Source organism: Stenotrophomonas sp., assembly GCF_032099025.1.
GTDB lineage: Bacteria > Pseudomonadota > Gammaproteobacteria > Xanthomonadales > Xanthomonadaceae > Stenotrophomonas.
The window spans coordinates 1-16,654 of the sequence record NZ_DAMCID010000007.1; the positions used below are offsets into that span (position 1 = coordinate 1).

A 16,654-nucleotide genomic window follows, 5' to 3' on the forward strand; every position below is an offset into this window, starting at 1 on the left:
TAAAGGAGGAGGCGGCGGCGCATGCCGACGCCGGGGGACATTTGCATAGGGGCCTACCGGCCGCGGCGGGGCCCTCAACGCTCGCGACGAACCTGATCGAAGACCGAGCGCCAAGCTTCTACGCCCCTGGAATGAGCCCCCTTCACTCAGCTGCGAGACGAACCTTTTTTGGAACTGTGTTCCTGGAAATTCTGTGAACTCCGTCGCCACCTTCTTTGATCGGAGCAGGCACCTCGGTTCGTAAAAACGGCATGAAACTTGCCTGTGGGCAGCGCGTAACGTCGCGCGATTTTTGGCCAGATGTCCACACTCAAAGTGTGCAATCCATCACCTATGCCTGCGTGGGCCATGACATAGGCTATCGACGATCTTCTTCGTAATAGCTGTGATCTCTCACAACCCAGGGGAAGGCGATGGCCAGGGTGCTGGTGGTCGGATCGGATGTCCAGGGAGAACGTGCGTTGCTGCAGCGGCTGCGCGTGGCCGCTTCATTGCCGCCGGATACAGTACGCAGCTGTCGCGATCTGGACGACTGCGACCTGCTCGTCATCAAAGACACACCGGCCCTGCGCAACGCGGCATTGCGCATGGTGCGCGAGCGCCCCCGCATCCAGTTCTGGGTGGAAGACCAGGACGGCCACCTGCGCCAGGGGCAGGGCGACAACCGCAGTGTGCTGGACGACCACGCCATCGAGCACGCGCTGCGGCACATGCCCGAAGTGCCGGCCTGCATCGACGAACCCTGTACCGCCCGCGGCGCCAAGGCGATCACCCGTGCGCTCCGAGAGAGCCTGCCGGCACGCCAAGGCCACGCGGTGCTGGCGGTGGAAGGCGTACCCAAGGTGCTGGTGGATTTCGTCCAGGACCAGATGGTGGTGCCCGCCGGCGCGGCCACGGCAGACCTGGCCCAGGACCTGTCCGACCGCTTTGAACTGCTGTCCATGCACGGCATTTCCGCCAAGCGCTACCACGAGCTGGCCGGCGCGCTGCCGCGCCAGCCGTTGCGCCCGCTGCTGTGGCAGTGGGGCCAACGGCCCGCACACTGGCACGACCTCGACGCACGCCTGCAGCGCCAGGCACGGGTGAAGCTGCTGCGCTGGCCGGACTTCCGCGTACTGGGCCACCAGCACGACAGCTTCCGGCTGTGTTCGCTGCTGCTCAAGCGCGCGTGCAGCGTGGACGAATGCGCGCGCCTGCTAGATGTTCCTGCCGAAGCGGTGCGCAGCTTCGTACACCCCGCCTACCTGTGTGGCTATGCCGCGCTGGAAGACACCGCCACCGCCGCACCGCTGCCGCACCCGGGCAGCGGTGGCGGCACGCTGCTGGCACGCATGTGGCGCAGCGTGCGCCAGCGCGGCGGGGGCTGAGCATGCGCGAACACAAGATCGTGGTGCTGGGCACGATGGGAAGCGGCAAGTCCACCCTGGTGCGGGCCATCGCAGAGGGGGCGGTCGTGGACACCGACGTGCTCAATAGCGATCGCCAGGGTGCCGACAAGGCGTCCACTACGGTGGCGATGGACTACGCCGACATCGACCTGCCCAACGGCGACCGGCTGCGCCTGTACGGCACCCCGGGCCAGCAGCGCTTCGACTTTCTCTGGCCGATACTGCTGCAGGGCGCAAGCGGCGTGGTCCTGTTGGTCGACGCCACCCGCAGCGCCGCAGCCGACGAACTGGATGCCTACCTGGCCGTGCTGCGCCAGCATGCCGCACAGGTGCCGGCGGTGATCGGCATCTCGCGGCTGGACCTGGCGCCGGACTTCGACCTGGACGCCTGCGTGGCCCTGGCCGGTTGGGACCAGCGCGTGCTGCCGGTCGTGCCGGTCGATACGCGTGATCGCGATCAGGGGCTGCGCCTGATGGATGTGTTGATGAGCGAGATGGAAACCCACGACCTGGTGCTTGCCGATGGCTGACGGACACGACGCCCGCCGCTTAGAACCGCAGCTGCATGAGCGCCTGGTCCACCACCTGCAGGCCTTCGCCGACGACATCAACGGCGTGCGCAGCGTGGTGCTGGCCAGCGTGGATGGCTTTGCGCTGGTGCCGGCCGCAGGCACCCATGGCAATGGCGAGCGGCTGGCGGCAATGACCAGCGCAATGCTGGCGTTGGCCGCGGCGGTGGGACGCGAGCTGGCGCTGGGTGAACTGGAAGTGCTGATGCTGGAGGCCGGCGAGGGCAAGGTGCTGATGCTGGCTTTGCCGTGCACGCCGGCACCGCTGCTGTTGATGACCGCGTGCGACAGCCGCTGTGTGATCGGCAAGGTGCTTTGGAATGCCAAGGAATGTGGCCGCAACATCATGGCCGAACTCAGCGGATCACGAGCCGATCCGCAGGGCAACTAGGGGCTCGACAACCAACGGGGAGCAACATGGCAGGACTCGACGATACTTTGAACGCGCTGATGTCCATCGACGGCGCGCAGGCAGTGGCGCTGGTGGACTACGAAAGCGGCATGCTGCTGGGCGAGGCCGGCTCGGGCATGGACATGGAAGTGGCCGCCGCAGGGAATACAGAGGTGATCCGCGCCAAGATGAAGACGGCCGCATCGCTGAACCTCAACGACACCATCGAGGACATCCTGATCTCGCTGGGCAAGGCGTACCACATCATGCGCCCGGTGGCGAAGCAGCAGGGCCTGTTCCTGTACCTGGTGCTGGACCGCAACAAGGCCAACCTGGCGCTCGCCCGGCGCAAGGTGCAGGACGTGGAAGCCAACCTGAAGCTGTAATTTCCCTCCGCCGCCGGCTGCCCTGCGGGGTGGCTGGCGGCTTCTTTCATCTGGGCTTGCCGGCCATGGGCCGGCACTACTATGGTTGCGGTGGGTCCTTCCGGTCGTGCCGCATGCCTGTTGTGGATTCTGCTGATGTTGGAGCACTGGCGGCGCGCCTGGCCGCGTGCATCCACGATGGCTTCGAGGACTACCACGTGCGCTTTGCCGCGATCACCCGGCGCGCGCGCGTCCGTTTCGAGGGCCGTGACTGGGCTGGGGCACGCCAGGATGCGGTGGAGCGCATCGCGCTGTACGACCGCTGCATCGGCGAGAGGGTCGACGCGTTGCGCCGTGCCGCTGGCGACGCGATCGGGCAGCGTGCGGTGTGGCTGCAGGTGCGTAGTGCCTTTGCCGAGCTGGTCGAGGGCCTGATCGACGCCGAACTCTACAAGACCTTCTACAACACGCTGGCACGCCGCCTGTTCGGGATCGAAGGCGTGGATGCGGCCGTGGAATTCATGGCGCTGGACATGGAGCCGTCCGATGCCATCACCCACCCGGTGGCGCGGCATGCCTACGCACTGTCGGCCACGCGGCCGGCCGAAGCCTTCATGCGGGTGCTGGGCGATTTCCGCTTCGACATTCCCTATGCACACCAGCTGCGCTGCGCGGCCGCCATCGCCGTGCGCCTGCAGGACGACCTGCAGCACTGGGGCGACGCGCCGGTGCGCAGCATCGAACTGCTGGACACCGTGTTCTACCGCGAGCGCCGCGCCTACCTGGTCGGACGTGTGTTCGGCGAGCATCGCTTCTCGCCCTGCATCATCGCGCTGGTGAACGACGACAAGGGCCTGCGCGCGGAAGCCGTGCTGACGCGGCGCCGCGATGTGGCGCACCTGTTCGGTGTTTCGCGCAGCTACTTCCAGGCCGACCTGGCGACGGTCGGCGACGCGGTGGTGTTCCTGCGCAGTCTGCTGCCGGCCAAGCCGATCGATGAGATCTACACCGTGCTGGGGCGCGCCAAGCAGGGCAAGACCGAGCGCTACCGCACCTTCTTCCGGCATTTCCAGGCGCATCCGGACGAGCTGCTGGTACACGCCGACGGCACCCCCGGCATGGTCATGGCGGTGTTCACCCTGCCCAGCTATCCGCTGGTGTTCAAGCTGATCCGCGACCGCTTCGCCTGGCCCAAGACGATGACCCGCCACCAGGTCGAAGAGAAGTACGCACTGGTGTTCAACCTTGACCGCGTCGGCCGCCTGCTCGACGCGCAGCCTTACCGCCACCTGCGCTTCCCGCTGGCGCGCTTCGCACCGGCGCTGCTGGACGAGCTGCTGGGCCAGTGCGCCGGCAGCGTGCGGGTGGACGGCGATGCGCTGGTGATCGCGCTGTGCTACGTGCAGCGTCGGTTCCGTCCGCTCAACCTGTACCTGCGCGAGCAGACGGCGGAGGCGCGCCGCGCCGCCGCGCTGGACTACGCACAGGCGATCACCGACATGGCCCGCAACAACATCTTCCCCGGCGACATGCTGCCGAAGAACTTCGGTGTCTCACGGCATGGCCGCGCCGTCTTCTACGACTACGACGAACTCTGCCTGGTCAGCGACTGCGTGTTCCGCGCATGGCCGCAGCCGCGCAATGCAGAAGAAGCGATGGCCGACGAGCCGTGGTTCCATGTCGGCCCGCGCGACGTGTTCCCGGAACGCTTCGCGCCGTTCATGGGGTTGCCGGCGGCGGAACTGGTTGCCGTGCGCGAGCATCATGCCCACCTGTTCGACACGGCGTGGTGGCAGGGCCTGCAGGCCCGCTTCGCGGCAGGCGACTATCCGGATACGCCGCCTTATGCGGGAAGCCATAGATTGGCTTGACTGCGGTCTCTACGGCGCGCCGCTACCCTCCGGCGCCGGGTACATCACCGTGCGGTTGCGGCCCTGTTCCTTGGCCATGTACAGCGCCTTGTCGGCCAGCCGCAGTGCCTGCTGCGGGTCTTCGTGGTAGGACGGGTAGTGGGCCACGCCCAGCGACACCGTTACCGTGCCCACCTGTTCGAATACTTCCGCTTCCACCTGCAGCCGCAGGCGCTCGGCAATGCCGGCGGTGGCGGTGGCGTCGATACCCGGCAGCAGGATCAGGAATTCTTCGCCGCCATTGCGGCACAGCAGGTCGGTGTCACGCGAGTCGTCGCGCATCAGCTGGGCAATGCGCAGGATGACCGCATCGCCCACCGCGTGGCCGAAGCGGTCGTTGATGGTCTTGAAGCGGTCGATGTCCATCGCGATGATCCCGAACGGCTGGCCGCGCGCCTGCCAGTCTTCCAGCCCTTCCTGCAGCCCACGCCGGTTCTGCAGGCCGGTCAGCGGGTCGGTCATGGTGGCGCGGTTGAGCTTGCCGATGCGGTCCTGCAGCAGGTTGAAGCTGTACAGCAGCGCCTGCTTCAGGTGCGCGGCTTCGTAGTACCAGGCGCGGATGCCGGTGACATGGCGGATGGCGATGCCGGTGTCACGGTTCTGCACGTTGCGCGCCAACTGCCACAGCGGCAGCGAGATGCGCCGTGCGCACCACCATGTCACCAGCAGCGACAGCACGCCCAGCGGGATCGCATTCCAGATCACCGCCGACATCAACCGCGACAGCGGCGCCAGCGTGGCCTCGGTGGGGCGCTGCGCGACCACCCCCCAGCCGATGCTGGGCACCGGCGCGTAGCCGGCCAGCATCAGCACGCCGTGGCTGTTGCGGACCTGCTGCGCGCCCGAATGTCCCTGGCTGACGGCCTTCACTGCGGGATTCTCCAGGGCGAACTGGCCCACCCGGCCCGGTTCGACGTGATAGAGGATGCGCCCGTTGCGATCGACGACGTACAGGTACGAACCGTCGCGGTAGTAGTGCTTGCCCAGCAGGGTCTGCAGGATGCTGCGCTCGCGCAGGTAGATGGTGCCGCTGACGTAGCCCTGGTACTGGCCCTGCGCATTGAAGATGGGGTGCGAGATCGCCACCAGCAGCCGCCCTGTGGCCGACTGGTACGGGTCGCTGATGTAGGGCTCGCGCCGCTGCAGGGCTTCGGCATTGCCTTGGCTCTTGAGCACCACGCCCTGCAGGGCAAGGCTCTGCGGCGAGGTCGCCAGCACGGTGCCGGCCGGGTCCACGATCAGCACCGAGTTGAAGCTGTTGGTCTGCAGCTGCAGGCGCGCCGCCTCGGCTTCCAGCTGGCTGCGGTCGTGCGCGCGCTGCCCCAGCCCGGTGGCGGCGTAGGCCAGCTGCTGCTGTGCGGACAGGACGAAGTTCTGGGTGGTCTCGGCCAGCTTGCTGGCGTACACCCGGTTGGCCTCCAGCGTGTTGCCGATCAGTTGTTCGCGCTGCACCCGGTAGCTGGCGTGCAGGGTGTTGGCCAGGGCAACAACGGCACTGAGCAGGGCCAGGGCCAGGATCAGCTTGCCCAGGTTCAGGCGGGAGGACAGCAGGGGCATGAAAGGGGGAGCCGGCGGCGGATCACGGCGCGGATTATCACGGATTCCCGGGCGATGTGGGGAAACCGGCGCAGGCCGCAGTACGGCCTGGGCAGGACCTAGCGTTCCAGCCGCTTGCGCAGCACGCTGCGCACGTTGCCCGCCATGGCCTCATCCAGTGGCCCGAGCACCCCGCGTGCGGCATCGGGGATATGCGCGTTGGACTCGGCGCCGGCGGTGAAGACGTAGTGGTCGAACAGCGCCTGCCAATGCCTGCGCTGTGCCGGTGGCAGGCCGCGCAGCGCGAGCAGCGACAGCATCAATGCGTTCATCGGCGCGTCCGTCCACGCCGGCACCGGCCGCCACCAGTAGTTCACCAGCACGTTGAAGTCGTCGAGCCCCTCCATGTGGTGCCACCACAAGGAAGGGATGAACACCGCGTCGCCTGGACCCAGCTCGGCCACCTGGGCACTGGCCATCGCCCGGGAGAAACGCGGGAAGCGCTCCAGGTCGGGCGCGGCGAAGTCGACCAGGCTCACGGCCTGACCCGCCGGGGTGAAGTCCAATGGCCCGACGTACAGGTTGCCGATCTGGTCCGGCGGAAACAGGGTGACCCGACGGCGCCCGGCCGCCACGCAGGCCAGGTTGTCCGGCACGTCGTGGTGGGCGGCGATCCGCGACCGGTTGCCGATCCAGATGCTGGCCAGCGGCGCGTCCACGCCCAGCGCCAGCGGGTTGTCCTGGCGGAAGCCGGGCAGGAAGCTGTCCAGCGTGGTGGACGCAACGTAGATGGTGGGCGGGGCGGCAGTCACGCGGTACTTGAGCAGGGTGTCGAGCACCACCTTGAGTGGAATCTGCTCACGGCGGAAGTTGAAGCCGCTCATGTCCGCGTTGTAGAAGATCCGCCCCTGTGCCTCGGGCGGCGCGGTGGTGGCGGTCACGGGCAGGGTGCCGTGATCGTACTGTTTGAGATGGGCGACAGCGGCGTCGGCCGAATCGCGCGCGGCGATGACCATCGGCCAGTCCGCCACCAGCCCGCGCAGCACCTTCGGCGTCGTCCAGGTGGGCAGCAGCTCGGGCAGCCGGCTGCGGTCGAGGTCGCGGACTTCGTCGATCGGGCCGGGAGTGGCAGGCATGAGGGGGCGCACGCAGGGCGATGGCGGTCTGGCGAGTGTAGACCCGCCAGACCGCCGTGACTCAGAACTTGTAGCGGACGCCGAACATGTAGCGCGGGCCGGTCTGCGTGGCATAGCGCAGCATGTTGGTATGGCGCGCGTAGGTGCGCATGGTCTCGTCGGTAAGGTTGATCGCCTCCAGGCTCAACGACAGCTGGTCGCTGACCGCATAGCTGATGTTGAGGTCGAGCTGGCCGTAATCATCGGTGTAGTTCGGGTTGGGGCCCTGGCCGCCGATGCCGTTGAGGAACTTCTCGCGCCAGTTGTAGGCCGCGCGGATCTGCCAGCTGTTCTTGTCATAGAACACCACCAGGTTGGCCGAATCGCTCAGGCCCACCATCGGGTACTGGTCGCCCAGGCTCAGGTCATCGAAGGTCAGCCCCGACTTGACCTTGGTGTAGTTGGCGGCCACGCCGAAGCCCGATTGGCCGAACAGGTGCTGCACGGCGACTTCCCAGCCATCGAGATGATCCGAACGCTGGTTGGCCGGCAGGGTGATGTCGAACCCAGCCACCGGGTCGCCGGGCTGGCCGACGATGGTGCCGGTGAGCTGGCCGGCCGAGTTGGTGCCGGTGGCGGTCACGCCGGGCTGGCCGTTGAAGTTGGTGAAGATGTAGTCGCGGATGCAGGGCATGTCGGTGACCCCGCACGCGCCGGCCGACAGCGCCGCGTTCCAGTACGCACCGCCCACCGGGGTGTGCAGGTTGCCGGTGTTCTCGCGCACGATGGTGTCGCTGATGAAGTTCTTGATGTTCTTGCGGAAGAAGCCGACCGAAGCATAGCTGGATTCGCCGTAGTACCACTCCAGCGACAGGTCGAAGTTGTCCGACAGCAGCGGTTCCAGCGACGGATTGCCGCGCGACCCTGTTCCCCCCTGCGTGCGCACGATGCCGGCAAGGCTCTGCCCGCTCTGGATCTGGGTCCAGCCGGGGCGGCCAAGGCTGCGGCTGTAGCTGCCGCGCAGGGCGAGGGTGTCGCTGATGTCCAGCTTCAGGTCCAGGTTGGGCAGCACATAGTCGTACTTGCCGCTGTCGCTGATGTAGCCCCGCTCGCTGGCGTAATCGATGTTGAGCTCGTTGGCCGAGCTCCAGCTGATGCCGCTGGGCACGCGCACCATCGCGGTGGAATCCACCTCGGTCTGCTCGTAGCGCACGCCCACCGCCACGTTCAGCGGCATCGACCAGTCGAAGGTGGTGCGGTACTGCAGGAAGGCGCTCTTGGATGTCTCGTTGGTGCGGATGTCTTCGGAGTACTCGGTGGGCGCGTAATAGCAGGTCGGGCAGGCCGGGCTGCCGGCGCTGCCGACCTGGGCGGCGCGTTCGATCAGGCGGTCGAAGTCGAACACCAGGAACTGACCGGTCAGGCGCGGATCGTTGTGTCCGGAGAACGCATCGAAGTACCTGGCCATGTCATCGGCGTACCAGATGCTGTCATCGTAATCGGCAGGCGTGCCCACGCCGCCCCAGCTGTCGCGCTGCATGATCGCCGAGGCCGAGCGGTTCTTCACATCGGTATAGCCCACGCCGAAGTCCAGCGCGGAATAGTCGGCGAAGGTGAACGTACCGCGCCCCTGGTACTGATCCACGTCCGACTTGTTGTAGCTGTTCTGGAACACCGACCCGGTGACCAGCGCATCGGCCGCCTGCACGCCACCCGGCGGCAGCGCGATGTTGATGATCGGCAGGTCGCCGCTGTAGTCCACGGTGGTCTTTCCGCGCACGAAGGCGGCCACGCCCAGCACGCCGGCGGAACCGTACTTGCTGTCCGGCTTGGATTCGGCGCTGGAGTTATGTGCGTCGAAGGACAGCGTCAGCGCGTCGTTGACCTCCCATTCCACGTTGAAGCCCAGCGAATCCATCTCGTTCTTGGTCGCCAGCTGTGCGCCGCCCATCGATACGTCCGAGTTCGTCATGTCCTCGCTGTAGATGATCGGTGCGGCGACCGGGCCATTGGTCCAGATGCTGTCGCCAGGACCATAGTTGAACCACACCGACAATTCGCTGCGCTGCTGCTGCACCTTGTTCTCGACATAGGTGTAGTCCAGCGTGGTGGTCACATTGTCGACCGGCTTCCACTGCAGGGTGGCCTGGCCGTTGGTGCGCTGGCGCTGCACGCCGTTGACGTTGTAGGCGGTGTTCTGCGGGCGGCCGTACACGTCGTTGGGACCGGGACGGTTCTGGATGCGGTCCGCATAGCCCTGGCCAGGCTGTGGCAGCACGCGCCAATCGGTGGTGTTGTCGCCCTCGAACGTGGCCCAGCCCTCGGCCACCGTGGCCTGGTTGAATCCGGAATCGCGCTCCTGGTAGCTGCCGCTGAGCATCACGCCAACACGTCCGTCCGCGTAGGTATCGCTGAAGATGCCCGACAGCTCGCCAGTGAAGTCCGAGCCCTTGAGCGTACGCGGCAGGTTGTCGTTGGAGGTGTCGTTGACCGCCTTGAGGCCAACGCTGACCACCGGCGCCGATTCCAGCGGGCGCAGGGTCTTGACGTTGATGGTGGCGCCGATGCCCCCGGTCGGGTTGTCGGCGCGCGTGGTCTTGAAGACTTCCACCGCCGAGATCGATTCGGAGGCGATGTTGGCGAAGTCGAACGAGCGTGAGCTCGACAGGCCGGCGCCGCCGTTGCCCAGGTTGGAGGCGGGCATCTGGCGGCCATTGAGCAGCACCAGGTTGAAGTCCGGGCCGATGCCGCGCACGGTCACCTTGGAGCCTTCGCCGCTGGAGGTGCGGTCGATCGACACGCCGCTGATGCGCTGCAGCGATTCGGCGAGGTTGGTATCGGGGAACTTGCCGATGTCCTCGGCCACGATGCCATCCACCACGCCCTGGCTGTCGCGCTTGAGGTTCATCGACGAGGTGAGGCTGCCGCGGATACCGGTGACCTGCACCGCATCAAGCGTGGTCGGGTCCAGTCCTTCCACCGACGATGCGGCACCGTCACGGGTCTGGTCCTGGGCCCATGCCGGGCCTGCCAATACGGCGAGCAGCGCGGACGTGAGCATTGCCTTGCGGGGTACGGCCTTGTACGTCTTCATGGAAGCTCCCTCCCCAGGGAATTCGAAAATGGCAGTCCTACAGCGTTTGGCACGATGCAACAGCGAATGTGGGCGGATTGAGCGTGCGGTTGACAGCGTTGTCAACAAACCGATCCGTGGTAGCGGTAACACTGCGAGGCACGCGCGCGCCGAGGTATGCCGAAACGGACGCGACGTATGCGCATCAAACCCAGCAGTGTGGGCCTTTCAGGGCATTTTTGAGGGGACGTGAAGCGCCCGATTCAACACGGGTGGAGCGTTGTGCAGTGCAGAACGAAACTGCGCAGAACGCATTTTCCGCCACGCAATCAGGATGTCGCGCGCGCTGACCGGTTGTCTGACAGCGCTGGACAAAATGGGTCATGCGCATCGCTGCAGTGCGCGCGCGATGTCTGCACACGGCGTTGGGCGGACAGCAGTGGGACAGCGCCGTAGGGGCGCGCTGGCGGCACCCGGCGGCACCCGGCGCCGACCGGAGCAGGCGGGCGCAAAGACGCGTGTGCGCCTCAGCGCCGTCGCGGGGCCTGGGTCGACTCGCGTACCAGCAAGGCGTGATCCACGGTCACCATGCGGCCGGCGCCAGGCGTGCGGATGCGTTCAAGCAGCTGTTCAGTGGCCAGCGTGCCCATGGTCGACGTCGGCTGGCGCACGGTGGTCAGCGCCGGGTAGATGTGCCCGGCAATGGGGGTGTCATCGAACCCGCACACGGACAGGTCGCGCGGCACGCGCAGCCCGCGCTGGCCGGCAACGCGGAAGACCGCAGCGGCCATATCGTCGTTGGCGGCGAAGATCGCCGTCGGGGGCTCGGGCAGATCCAGCAGCGCGTTGGCCGCGTCAATGCCCGACTCGAACGAGAACTGGCCGTTGACCACCAGCGCCGGATCGAAGTCGATGCCCGCCTCGCGCAGCGCCTGGCGATAGCCGGCCAGGCGCCACTGGCACGCGCCGTGCGTGCGCGGTCCCTTGATATGGGCAATGCGGCGATGCCCCTGCGCGACCAGGTGGCCAATCAGTTCCACCACCGCGGTGGTTTCATCCATGCGGACGCCGATGCGACCCTCCGGATGCCGCGGGGCGATGCTGGCAAACGGAATCTCGTGTTCATCCAGATAGGCCAGCACCACCTCATCGTCGGTCAGCGGCGGAATGAGCACCACGCCGTCCGGGCGTGAGTTCTCGAACAGCGCCGCCAGGTCGGGCAGGGTGCGCCGGCCAATCCCCACCGGACCCAAGGTCAGGTTGTAGTGGTGGGCGTGGCAGGCCTCCAGCATGCCGTTCTGGATTTCCATCAGGTAGTTGCGCGACGGATTGTTGTAGACCAGTGCCAGCGCATACGAACGTTGCCCGGCCAGGCTGCGTGCGGACAGGTTCGGTTTGTAGCCGAGCCGGGTCACCGCCGCCATGACGCGGTCGCGGGTTTCCACGCGCACGTTGGGCTCATGGTTGAGCACACGGGACACGGTCTTGATCGAAACCCCCGCCACCGCGGCGACATCCTCGATACGACTACGCATGGGGCGATGGATCCTTCTGGAGGGCAGGTCGGCCGCTGCCGATGGTAATGCGCCAGCGTCGCGTCGGGGTTGCCGATGCAGGGCGATGGTGCCACGGCATGGCACGTGCGTGCAGGGGCGTGCATTCCGTGCGGCGCTGCAGCAGCAATTGACTTCGCGGTGCTGCCGGTTGCGCTGTCAGCCCAGCAAGCACGGGAGCGTGGTGCGAGGGAGCGACGTAACGGTTGACATCACGGGAGGTGACTTATATGACAGCGCTGTCAAGACCGCGGCGGCACGCGCTGCGTCCGGTTCCCCATCCGTGTGTTCGATTGGAGATAGATGTCCGTGAGCAGCGCCCGAAAGACTCTACTTGCCGTCTGTGTCCTGAGCGCACTGACCGCGCACGCCCATGCCGCGCCTGCACCCGGCGAGCGCCTGCAGGACTGGCCGCGGATCACCAGCGCCATCGGCACCGATCCGGCCATTGAAGCCCGGGTGCGCAGCATCCTCGCGCAGATGACGCTGGCGCAGAAAGTGGGGCAGATGACCCAGGCCGAGATCAAGCAGATCACGCCGGAGCAGGTGCGCACCTACTACATCGGTTCAGTACTCAACGGCGGCGGCTCCTGGCCCGGCATGGACAAGCACGCCAGCGTGGCGGACTGGGTCACGCTGGCCGACGCCTATCACGCGGCCTCGCTCGCCACGGATGCACGCACGCCGGTGCCGGTGATCTGGGGCACCGACGCGGTGCACGGCCACAGCAACGTGTACGGCGCCACGCTGTTCCCGCACAACATCGGGCTGGGTGCCGCACGCGATCCGGCGCTGATCGAGCGCATCGGCGCGGCCACCGCCAGCGCCACCCGCGCCACCGGCATCGGCTGGGTGTTCGCGCCCACGCTCGCAGTCGCGCACGACCCGCGCTGGGGCCGCACCTACGAGAGCTTCTCGTCCGACCCATCGGTGGTGCGCGACTATGCGCGCGCCTACATCAAGGGTGCGCAGGGTCGCTTCAGCACCGATGGCAACGTCGTCGCCACCGCCAAGCACTACATCGGCGACGGTGCCACCGACAACGGGCGCGACCAGGGCGAGGCGCTGGTCGACAAGGCCACCATGGTCAACGTGCACGGCCAGGGCTACTACGGCGCGCTGGGTGAGGGCGTGCAGACCGTGATGGCCTCGTTCAACAGCTGGAACGACCGCGCCGGTGGCGTGGACTACGGCAAAATGCACGGCAGCCAGCCGCTGCTGACCGGGGCGCTGAAGGAGAAGATGGGCTTCGACGGCTTCGTCGTCTCCGACTGGAACGGTATCGCGCAGGTGCCCGGCTGCCGCAACGACAGCTGCGCGCAGGCCATCAATGCGGGCATCGACATGGTGATGGTGCCTGACGACTGGAAGGCGTTCATCGCCAACACCATGGCCCAGGTCGAGAGCGGCGAGATTCCGATGGCCCGCATCGACGACGCGGTGACCCGCATCCTGCGGGTCAAGCTGCGCGCCGGCCTGTTCGATCACACGCCCTCCGACAGTCGTTTCGCGGGGGACAACAGCGCGGTGCAGCACCGCGAGCTGGCGCGCGAGGCGGTGCGGGAATCGCTGGTGCTGCTGAAGAACCAGAACAGCGTGCTGCCGCTCAAGCGCGATGCGCGCGTGCTGGTGGTGGGCAAGAGTGCCGACAGCCTGTCCGACCAGGCCGGCGGCTGGTCGCTGACCTGGCAGGGCACCGAAAACCGCAATGCCGACTTCCCGAATGCAGACTCCGTGCTGGGGGCACTGCGCGCCGAGCTGGGCACGCAGCAGGTCACCTTCAGCGCCGATGCAACGGGCGTGGATGCGGCGACCTTCGACGTGGTGGTGGCGGTGATCGGCGAAACGCCGTATGCCGAGACCAACGGTGACATCCTGGCCTCGGACACCATGAGCCACAGCCGCGCGCAGCCGCAGGACCTGGCGGTGCTCAAGGCGGCTGCCGCCACCGGCAAGCCGCTGGTCACGGTGTACTTCTCCGGCCGCCCGATGTACACCAACGACCTGCTCAACCTGTCCCAGGGCTTCGTTGCTGCGTGGCTGCCGGGCACCGAGGGCAAGGGCATCACCGATGTGCTGCTGGCCGGCAAGGACGGCGCGCCTGCGCATGACTTCCGCGGCCGGTTGAGCTTCCCGTGGCCGGGCGTACCGTGTCCGGCACCGATCGACCGCCCGGACCCGAAGCGGCCGCCGCTGTTCGCGTTCGGGTACGGCCTGAGCTATGCCAAGGCCACGCAGGTCGCGCGGCTACCGGAAGCCAACCCGGATCATTGCGGCGAGGTAACCACGCTGCCGATCTTCAACCGCATCGACAGCGCACCGTTCGCGTTGCACATCGCCGCCAACGGCGCTACCCAGCCGCTGGGCAGCGACCTCAACGCAACCCTGCGTTGGCCGAAGGAGGCGCCGGTTGCCGACGTGCGCACGGTGCAGATCAACACCCAGCAGGATGCCCGTGAGGTGACCTGGCTGGCCCCGGCGCAGCTCATCGCGCGCAGCAGCTCGCGGCGCAACCTCGGCGCACTGGCCAGAAGCCATGGCGCGCTGCAGTTCGACGTGATGGTGCAGCACCCGCCCGTCTCGCCGGTCAAGGTGACCATGCAGTGCGGCACCGGTTGCGAGGGCGGGGTGGACATCGCGTCGGCGTTGTCGTCGTTGTCACCGGGGCAGAAGCGCACCGTGACCATTCCGCTGGCCTGCTTCGCCAGCAAGGGCGTCGACCTGGGCGCGGTGGAAGCCCCGTTCGTGGTCAGCGCCGACACGCCGTTCGCGGCGGCGTTCACCCAGGTGCGGATCGCGGCGAAGGCGGACAAGGCGGAGGGCGTGGTGGACTGCAGGTGACATGAGGCCGGCCAACGGCCGGCCTGAACCCTGCCGGGCGAAGCCGCACCTGCGCCACGTTCAAGCGGCGCCGCGTGAAATGCTCGGCTGCATCCACGCTTCGTCGTCCGCCGGTTCCAGCAGCACCATCCGGATGCGATTGCGGCGGCACTGGACGGTGCCGTTGTAGCCCAGCGTTCGCCCCGTCAGGCGCTCGATCGCCTGCGTCATCGAGGTGGCCGAAAGCCGGTGGTGGCTGTCCAGCAGCGCTACAGAAACCAGGATTCCCTTCTCTCGCTGGAAGGTGCCGCATCGGGCGCGCACCTGGATCTGCCCAGGCTCGTACTGGAGCAGCAGCGACACTGCCTCGGCAATGCTTCTGTATGTGGCCAGTTGCAGGCCCACGCTCAGCTGGCACGGATCACCGCCAAGGCGATGCAGTGCCAACCGGTCGGTGCTCTTCCAGGCTTCGTGGATACCGCCGATCTGCAGCGCCAAGTAAAGGCCGACGTGCTCAAGGGAGGTGGGGTAGACCATCGTGACCTGCTCACGGAACTTTCGCGAGTGCACGGTGACTACGCGCAGCAGACTCGTCGCTAGGTCATCGTGGCCTTTGATCTTCAACCAGTCCGCGAGATCACTCAGGGAGTGGTCCAGGCCATCGCCAAGCTTCCGGATGTCGAGCGCGCGGGAGCGCAGGTCCATCTCATTGGCAATGTGAGCCGACCGGGCGAGCGAGGTGGCCCGCTCGCCATTCTGTGCGTGTGCCCTGTGCTGCCGGTAGTAGTAGGACAAGCAGGATCCGACAGCGAGAAGGGCAATGCCCACAACTGCAATGCTCTGCTGTATGGAAAACGATACGGGATCGAAAGCGTCGGCCATTCCGCTAGCTGGCATGTTGAGTCTCGCAACAATGCTCCACAACGGGATGCTGATTGCAGCCCCTCGCCAGCCATGAATGCAGGTGAGAGCAACGGCTGGAAGTGCCATCAGCAACAGCAGGTCTGTTTGGGAAGAGGATGGGCCAGGCAACCACAGCGTCGTCCCTCCAAGAACGAACATCAGCGCAAAGCAGATGATGGTAGGTGCAGTGGAATCCAGCGTTTTCGTTGAATCCCTGCGTCTGTTCACCCAAAGAAGAGCGAGGGGCGCAAGGGTCAGGATGCCAATGAAGTCGCCTACCAGGAAGCGGATCAGGTTTACACCGAACCCATGGGCAGGGGGCGAAGGCCAGAGGAGAAACGAAAGTCCAACGTTGAGCGCAGTCGTGGATACCGTAGATGAAGCGGCAATGCAGATGAGCCATATGTCCGCTTTATCTTCAAGCACTTTGCGGTGGAGATGAACGATGAGCATGACGGCGGGCATGAGAAACGCCGAACCAAGTACTGCCCATGTCGCGCCGTACTTGACGACGAGCGGATAGCGGAGCCACGCGAAGTAGCAGTACTCGCCCAGAAGGAGATAGGGCCAAAGTCTCGGTGGGCAGAGCAGCAGCGCTGCGACGCGCACGCCAGCCGGGAGGTAGAACTGATCGAAAGAGACTTCACGCGAAGCCCAGTAGGCCGCTGCATACAGAACCGCCAGTGCCAATCCAACGGGCCGCAGGCGGAAGTTGACACCAACGCCATTGGTCCACCAGTCCATCTGCATGCAGTGCTCCGTTTCATTGCGTTAGGCGAGTTGAACCGGATGCGTTGACATCCGGGTCCGAAACGTATCGGCGTGCGTGCTGACATGCAATGTTCGCGATGAATTATCAGAGGAATACGAAGGCGGATGACGCGCTGGCTGAGCTGCGTCACAGTAAGCTGGTGATGAAGTCGAAACATTGCACCGCGCGGGTAGGGGAGCGGTGGCACGAAGCGTGCCGATCAAGTGAACGTCACTTCGGCCTGCACTGTCGGACCTTTGCTATAGGACAGTGTTCAAAG

11 protein-coding genes are annotated in these 16,654 nt (G+C 66.3%); 6 read left to right on the forward strand and 5 right to left on the reverse strand.

Annotation, left to right across the window (positions count from 1 at the left end):
• The first annotated feature begins 413 nt into the window (after positions 1-413).
• From RT456_RS06665 to aceK, 5 genes are all read left to right on the forward strand, one after another.
• Positions 414-1,367 (forward strand): hypothetical protein, encoded by a 954-nt coding sequence (locus RT456_RS06665; RefSeq protein WP_313344191.1) that lies wholly within the window; start codon positions 414-416, stop codon positions 1,365-1,367.
• Positions 1,368-1,369: 2 nt separating this feature from the next.
• A complete protein-coding gene (locus RT456_RS06670) occupies positions 1,370-1,918 on the forward strand; it encodes an ATP/GTP-binding protein (RefSeq protein WP_313344194.1) in 549 nt (182 codons plus the stop codon).
• Positions 1,911-2,348 carry a roadblock/LC7 domain-containing protein gene (locus RT456_RS06675; RefSeq protein ID WP_313344197.1) on the forward strand — a complete coding sequence of 146 codons (438 nt, stop codon included), beginning with the start codon at positions 1,911-1,913 and terminating at the stop codon, positions 2,346-2,348. Before RT456_RS06670 ends, RT456_RS06675 begins: the two co-directional genes overlap by 8 nt.
• A 26-nt stretch (positions 2,349-2,374) precedes the next feature.
• Positions 2,375-2,734, forward strand: a complete 360-nt coding sequence (locus RT456_RS06680) for a hypothetical protein (RefSeq protein WP_313344200.1) — start codon at positions 2,375-2,377, stop codon at positions 2,732-2,734.
• 113 nt (positions 2,735-2,847) lie between these two features.
• Positions 2,848-4,584, forward strand: coding sequence for a bifunctional isocitrate dehydrogenase kinase/phosphatase (aceK, locus tag RT456_RS06685; protein WP_313344203.1), 1,737 nt, complete (start codon positions 2,848-2,850; stop codon positions 4,582-4,584).
• Between the two features lie 9 nt (positions 4,585-4,593).
• On the opposite strand, the gene RT456_RS06690 is transcribed toward aceK, so the two are convergent.
• From RT456_RS06690 to RT456_RS06705, 4 genes are all read right to left on the reverse strand, one after another.
• Positions 4,594-6,180, reverse strand: a complete 1,587-nt coding sequence (locus tag RT456_RS06690; protein ID WP_313344206.1) for a sensor domain-containing diguanylate cyclase — start codon at positions 6,178-6,180, stop codon at positions 4,594-4,596.
• Positions 6,181-6,278: 98 nt separating this feature from the next.
• A complete protein-coding gene (locus tag RT456_RS06695) occupies positions 6,279-7,295 on the reverse strand; it encodes a cupin-like domain-containing protein (RefSeq protein WP_313344209.1) in 1,017 nt (338 codons plus the stop codon).
• 61 nt (positions 7,296-7,356) lie between these two features.
• A complete protein-coding gene (locus tag RT456_RS06700; protein WP_313344211.1) occupies positions 7,357-10,368 on the reverse strand; it encodes a TonB-dependent receptor in 3,012 nt (1,003 codons plus the stop codon).
• Between the two features lie 506 nt (positions 10,369-10,874).
• On the reverse strand, positions 10,875-11,882 hold the full coding sequence (locus RT456_RS06705; protein ID WP_313344213.1) for a LacI family DNA-binding transcriptional regulator: 1,008 nt from the start codon (positions 11,880-11,882) through the stop codon (positions 10,875-10,877).
• Positions 11,883-12,209: 327 nt separating this feature from the next.
• Here RT456_RS06705 and RT456_RS06710 point away from each other — a divergent pair, with 327 nt between their 5' ends.
• Positions 12,210-14,741 carry a glycoside hydrolase family 3 N-terminal domain-containing protein gene (locus tag RT456_RS06710; protein WP_313344216.1) on the forward strand — a complete coding sequence of 844 codons (2,532 nt, stop codon included), beginning with the start codon at positions 12,210-12,212 and terminating at the stop codon, positions 14,739-14,741.
• A 60-nt stretch (positions 14,742-14,801) separates the two neighbouring features.
• Here the strand turns inward: RT456_RS06710 and RT456_RS06715 are convergent, their stop codons facing one another.
• Positions 14,802-16,373, reverse strand: a complete 1,572-nt coding sequence (locus RT456_RS06715) for an MASE1 domain-containing protein (RefSeq protein WP_313344218.1) — start codon at positions 16,371-16,373, stop codon at positions 14,802-14,804.
• Positions 16,374-16,654: the final 281 nt, after the last annotated feature.